At 47.2% G+C, this 5,994-nt stretch carries 5 protein-coding genes; 4 read left to right on the top strand and 1 reads right to left on the bottom strand.

All coding sequences use genetic code 11. The features are described from left to right. Positions 1-524 precede the first annotated feature (524 nt). The 4 genes from ACWP87_RS13550 to ACWP87_RS13535 all read left to right on the top strand — a co-directional run bounded on the left by ACWP87_RS13550 (position 525) and on the right by ACWP87_RS13535 (position 4,831). Entirely contained in the window at positions 525-1,241 is a 717-nt protein-coding gene (locus tag ACWP87_RS13550) for a WxL domain-containing protein (RefSeq protein ID WP_014569181.1), read from the top strand. 114 nt (positions 1,242-1,355) lie between these two features. Further along, positions 1,356-1,730 (top strand): LPXTG cell wall anchor domain-containing protein, encoded by a 375-nt coding sequence (locus tag ACWP87_RS13545; RefSeq protein ID WP_014569182.1) that lies wholly within the window; start codon positions 1,356-1,358, stop codon positions 1,728-1,730. Further along, positions 1,711-2,400 (top strand): WxL domain-containing protein, encoded by a 690-nt coding sequence (locus tag ACWP87_RS13540; RefSeq protein ID WP_014569183.1) that lies wholly within the window; start codon positions 1,711-1,713, stop codon positions 2,398-2,400. The genes ACWP87_RS13545 and ACWP87_RS13540 overlap by 20 nt, the downstream gene beginning before the upstream one ends. A 391-nt stretch (positions 2,401-2,791) precedes the next feature. Continuing rightward, entirely contained in the window at positions 2,792-4,831 is a 2,040-nt protein-coding gene (locus ACWP87_RS13535; RefSeq protein WP_014569184.1) for a WxL domain-containing protein, read from the top strand. A gap of 107 nt (positions 4,832-4,938) precedes the next feature. Here the strand turns inward: ACWP87_RS13535 and ACWP87_RS13530 are convergent, their stop codons facing one another. Further along, positions 4,939-5,913, bottom strand: a complete 975-nt coding sequence (locus tag ACWP87_RS13530; protein WP_005684213.1) for an EamA family transporter — start codon at positions 5,911-5,913, stop codon at positions 4,939-4,941. Positions 5,914-5,994: the final 81 nt, after the last annotated feature.

Here is a 5,994-nt window from a genome sequence, read left to right as displayed (position 1 = left end):
TAGTTGCACGGTCCTTTTTGATTACGGGAAATATAAGATTGATTCAATGTCACGGCAGCGGCAGTATTTTGAAAATGTCAGTTTTTCGTGAATGGAGGAAAGTCAAAATACGGCACTTTTAGTTGGTATAAATATAATTGTGCAAAAATGAAAGCAAGAATATAATCGTTGAAAATTATTAAATAAATGCTTTTAATCAAATAATATCAATTTTTTGGAATCTATGTTTTGGTAAATGATATTTTAAAGATTTGAAATAATTAATAATATTGTTATTGACTTTATAAGGAAGAAAAAACCAAATTATTTAAATTTTACATCAAGAACATAAAACCAGACGCACATAAGCAATATAATGCTGACGATTCAAGAATATAAATTCTATAAATAACGTTTAATTACTAAAATATAACAATAACAATTGTAATGTTTGAAGAAAGCGCTTGCATTTGGATTAATTCGAGAATACTATAATAGACGTAGAGAAGAAAAACAAATCAAATAAGAATATGGAGGATAATTTAATGAAAAGAGTTAACTACATGGCGATGGGTCTTACAGCATTATCGCTGGCTGGTATGATCTTACCAGTCACCAATGTATTGGCTGCAGGCGAGGCTGACACGCCATCAAAGAAGACTTCCGTTGGTGAAGTTCGGGTCGGGGTGGATCCGACTAATCCAGACCCGAAAAACCCAGACAATCCAGATGGTTCGAAGGATATTTTATCATTGGTAAAAGTTCCGGATCTGAAGTTTAAGAGCGTCAGTGTTGAAGCCTTGTCTACCGGCGATCAAACTTTGCCGTTACTAAATAATACGGTAACTGACAAACCAGTGAAGAATGAACCTGCTGGGAATGCGGCAGATGGTAATAATCAGGGAATCTTGAACATTACAGACTATCGCGGAACTGGTGCAGGTTGGCGATTGGAAGCTCAGGCAGGCGAACTTAAGAATGAAACGGGTCAAACCCTGGGCGGCAGCATTGTATTGGCGGGTGATATCAAAGCGGACGAAACCGATAATAATCCGGCAGCGCTCGCAACAAATCCTGAATTAGTTCTGGCAGGTAGCTCGGTTCCAATCTGGCAAGCGGCTAAAGATCAAGGACAAGGCAGAAACACCTCATTGTTCACCTCCCCGCAGAACCTACTGAAACTGACCAAAAATGTTAAGGCCTATGCAGGTAAGTATCAAACTGCGATTACCTGGACCCTGACAAATGCGCCGGGTAACTGATTATCAAACGTCAGAAGAGGGACAGTGATCTTCGACTGGCCCTCTTTTGCCAAGTTTAACGCTGAATGATTGGTTCTTTAGCCAAGTTTTGCTTGAAAAAGGAGGTGCTAACCGATGGGATTTAGTACGTGGCGTTTTTGGATCAAGCTGGTTGTTTTAATGGGCTTCATTGGCTTGAGTAGTGTTGCCGTCTATGAGGTACAAGCAGCAACTTCCATCGGCGAGGTGATCGTGATAGATGATCGACCACAACCCGCTAATCCCATTAATGCGCCTGGCAGCGACATTTTAACACCCAAGCCACTGAAAAATAATTTACCGCGACCACCTAAATCGACGCCGCTTCGCCTACCGCAAACTGGTGAACACAGTCAGCAGGGTATGTTACCGGTGATTGGCACGATGCTGTTACTCATCAACAGCATGGGCCTGAGCTTCTGGCGCGGGCGAAAAGACAAGGGGGATGAAAATGAAAAAGCAAATCCTTAGTCTTACCACCTTGTTAATAGCAGCTGGAATCTCAACAGCCTATCCGGTAGCTGCGGCAGATGACTTAGGGCCAAAATCATCCGTGGCTCAATTGACAGTTGATCCAGGCAATATCGTTTTACAGCAAGTTCCTGACTTAAATTTTGGCGGCATTTCCGTTTATGAAATTGTTAGCGGACAGTTCACAAAACATGCGTTACGCAGCAATAAGGTTAATCAGGGGCCGGTTAAAAATAGTACGAATGCTAATGACGGTAACGCGTCTGGGTTGTTGCAGGTGGGTGATTATCGTGGCACCAGCGCAGGATGGACGTTAACAGCAAAGATGGACGCGCTAACGGATGGTAAGGGACATTTTTTGGAAGGTTATATTGATCTGGTGGGGACGAATCCGACGACGAGTAATCCTGATTTGAATGCCGTTCACCCAGCAGGGGCCCAAGCGCCGCGGTTGAAGTTTGCCAAAGATCAACAAACGCCTGAGACGGTGGTTTGGCAGGCAGATGCTGCAAGCGCGACTAGTACCGGGCAAGGGCAGGGTAATAATCAGGTGACTATTAGCGCTGGTACGGAGTTGACGTTGGTTTCAAGCCCGATCAATGTCACCACTCAAATAGGCAGGTATCAGGCGGCAATTACTTGGACGCTTGCCAATGCGCCGCAACCTTAAACCACATCAATGCGTTCACCAGTGCAGAAGCCTGCGTGTAAGGACCTTGGCTGCGATGGTCAAAGTGCGACCATCACGCCCAAGGCCACTTACACTCCGGCTTCTAACCGCGCTGGTTCACGCTCACCATAACGCGTTCATCGGTGCAGAAGTCTGCATGTAAGGACCTTAGACGCGATGGCCAAGAGCGGGCCATCACGTCTAAGGCCACTTACACTCCGACTTCTAACCGCACCGGTTCACGCTCACCATAACGCGTTCGCCAGCGCAGAAGCCTGCGTGTAAGGACCTTGGTCGCAATGGTCAAAGTACGACCATCACGCCCAAGGCCACTTACACTCCGGCTTCTAACCGCGCTGGCTCACGCTCACTTTAGAAAGGAGTGATGATCATGAAGAAGTGCGGCTACCTGGTTACTTGGTTGGGCTTGCTGGTTAGTTTTTTGATGGTGGCCCCTTCCGTGTCGGCGCACGCCGCGGCTGGGTGGCCGTCATCGTCAGGGTACCCCGCACCGCCATCATTTTCTGATGTTACCGGGCTCTTTGAACCAACTCAAAAAGATTCAAGTTTGATTATCGATTCTGCGACGGGCAGTGCGGTCGGAATGGAAATTAATAAAGATGCTCCTAACCAATCCGGTGCCATCTGGAGTACGGCGCCTATGTTTGACTTGGACAAAGATGCGTCATACACCATGTATTATTATCTGGGTAATAAAACCACAATTGGTGAAGGGATGGCGTTTGTGCTGGCAGCTAAACCAGCGGCACCAAAACAAATTGACCCATCATCGCTTGGTATCTGGGGTGTCGATCATTTACCTGCAGGCAGCACCTCCCAGCAAATAGCTAATACAGCATTACCAAATAGTTTTGCCTTATATGTTGATACTCGGCGTAATGGTGGTGATGCTGCAGGTGGTTATGATCAATATAGTGCTTATACCGATTACTATTTTGGCGCGGGCTATCCAGGACAAGCCAATATGTATCGAATTTCTAATCCTTATTGGATGTCGTGGCTATATTTTAAAGGCGATCCTCCTTTTAATGGCGTCCAAACCGGAATTGGCCGACAGAATACCCTTGCATCAACGGCGGCAAACGGTAAATGGCATCAAGTGAAAATAGACTGGAAGAAGGATAACCGGGGAGGCGGCACGCTAACTTATACTGTCACGGTTCAGAAAAGCAATGGCAAACCCTATGTATTTTCAGAGAAAGTCACTTGGACAAGTGCTGATATTCAAAACTACTTTGCCCAAAATGCAGGCGATCCGGTTCCGCGGCGACTCTATTTAGGCTTCACGGGGACTACCAGTAATTACTATGAACCACATGTGGTTGCTATCGGTGCTTTACCGGAAGTGGCGAAGGTTAAGGGAACGGTTGCGTTAATGCGAGGCGCGGAAACAGTTGATGCCAACACGCATTTGAAGGTAGAAGATGCCATTCATTATGATTATGTGGTGGACGTCCAAGCAACTAAGCAAGCAGCATGGCCTACCAATGGCACCATCACCATGGATGTACCCAAAGGACAGTATTTTGATTATCTCAAAGCAGATGGAACGCCGGCGCAACCAGACGACCAGCTTCCGATAACGCTTACGATTGGCAGTCGCACGGTTACCGTTCAAGGAAAAGTGCAAAGCGACGGCAATCGGATTGTCGTTACGCAAATGCCGTCAGTTGCGGCCGGAACCGCAGCCAAATTGCAATTTTCGCTACCGGCGCGGGTAAAGCATCACGCCTTGCTGAAATCGACGCTGTTTCATGATAAACCAATCGGAACGGTCAGTGGCGACGGGCAAACTTATGATTTAAAAACGCCTACCGGTAAAGATGTGTTGGAGTATATCCTTGATCCGGAAACCGGTGATTTAACCCTGGAAAAAGTGCCGAGTTTTATTTTTGAACTCAAAGATGGCGCGGGTGGTTATCGCAATCCGAACGTCATGGACATGGTGAACGGTATTCCTAATCCCGATACGGCATCCCCGAATCAGTTAGAAACAGGCCAGTGGTTGACCAATCAGCATGGACTGGAGTCAGCCAACTCGACAGGGAAAGTGTTAAGCATCAAGGATACCCGACCGACCAAGCAAGGCTGGCATTTGATGATGCAACTGACGCCGTTTACACTTGTCGGGCAGCCGTATGTTTTAGGTGATCATGGTAGTCAGCAAGGTGGCAAAGCAACGCTGGTCTTGGCGGATCGAACCGCCACCGGAACGGACAAAGTGGCTACAATCAGAGATAACAACAATGCAACCTTGGTGAAGAATATGGCAGCAGGCGGTACTGATTGGACATTAGGCGCACAAACCGGCAATATTGCGGCTTATCTAGGCATTGAACAAACTGCTACTGCTAAAGCCGGACAATATCACGCCACTGCAACCTGGTTATTAAGCAACGCTCCTCAGTGAGTCGGGTAAGCAGCGCTGATTATAAAAAAGGATCCTGATCGTCAGTGGTAAATCACTGCAGATCAGGATTCTTTTATATCCGATATCAAGTTGCTTTTTGGATACGGCTAAACACTTTTCTTTCGCGAAAACTGCCGAATTAAGCGGCGTTGCACATGTTGCAACTTATTAAACGGCAGGGCTTGCAACAAGGTGTTTAACACGATAAGAAAACCACCCAGCCACTCTGCCGGACCAAACGCAATGTGCAAGCGGGTGACTGCTAGTGTGGTGGCTGTCAATGGCTCAAACGCGCTGAGCATGCCCGTTGCGACTGGTGAAATGTAATGCAGGCTGCCTAAGACGAGCAAGTAAGCAAGCATAGTGCCGAAAATTACGACAAAGGCAATGGCACCAAGATTAGGCAATGTCAGCACAGGGTTGCGGCGGAGTACATACTGGGGTAAAAAGGGCAAACTTCCGAGCAGCATGGACCAGCCGGTGACTGCCCGCGCGTCATATTTGGCAAGCAAAGTGCGAGGCAGCAGCGTGTACAACGCTTGACTCACGCCGGCCATAATTCCCCAGAAGACTGCAGCCGGTGCTAGACTCAGACTGGTGAGCCGTCCGCGCGTTACCAACAAATAAGTGCCGATCAGCGCGAGGGTAATACTCACGAAATCAATGCGCCGCGGCATTTGGCGGGTAGCAAATGCAACATAGAGCAAGATAAAAACCGGCCCCAGGAATTGCAGGATCGTGGCTGTGGCTGCATTTCCGGCACTAATGGCGAGAAAATAAGTCAGTTGGGAAGGCACCATACCCAGAAAGGCGAAGAGAATTAGCAACATGGCATCATGCCGATTTTTCCAAATAGTGCCCAATTGCCGTAAGTCTTTGAGCGAGCTCCAGATAACCAGCAATAATCCGGCAAAAAATAACCGGATACCGACTAGCCATAACGGTTGCACCCCGGCATCGGTAAATAACATTTGGGTGAATATACCGCTAGCACCCCAAAAGATGGCGCCAACAACAGCAAAAATGACGCCTTTTAGTTTCTGATCATTTTGGTTCACGAGGTGGGTTTCAGTGCGCGACATGGCGGGTTTCCTTTCCAAAATAAACTATCCAGACCATTCTACGCAAAAAGCTGCTACTTGGCTAGTTCGTGCCTTGTTGAT

It is taken from the genome of Lacticaseibacillus sp. 22 (assembly GCF_055413445.1).
The sequence above is the reverse complement of the archived record's forward strand: the minus strand, read 5'-3'. Positions and strand labels throughout refer to the sequence as shown.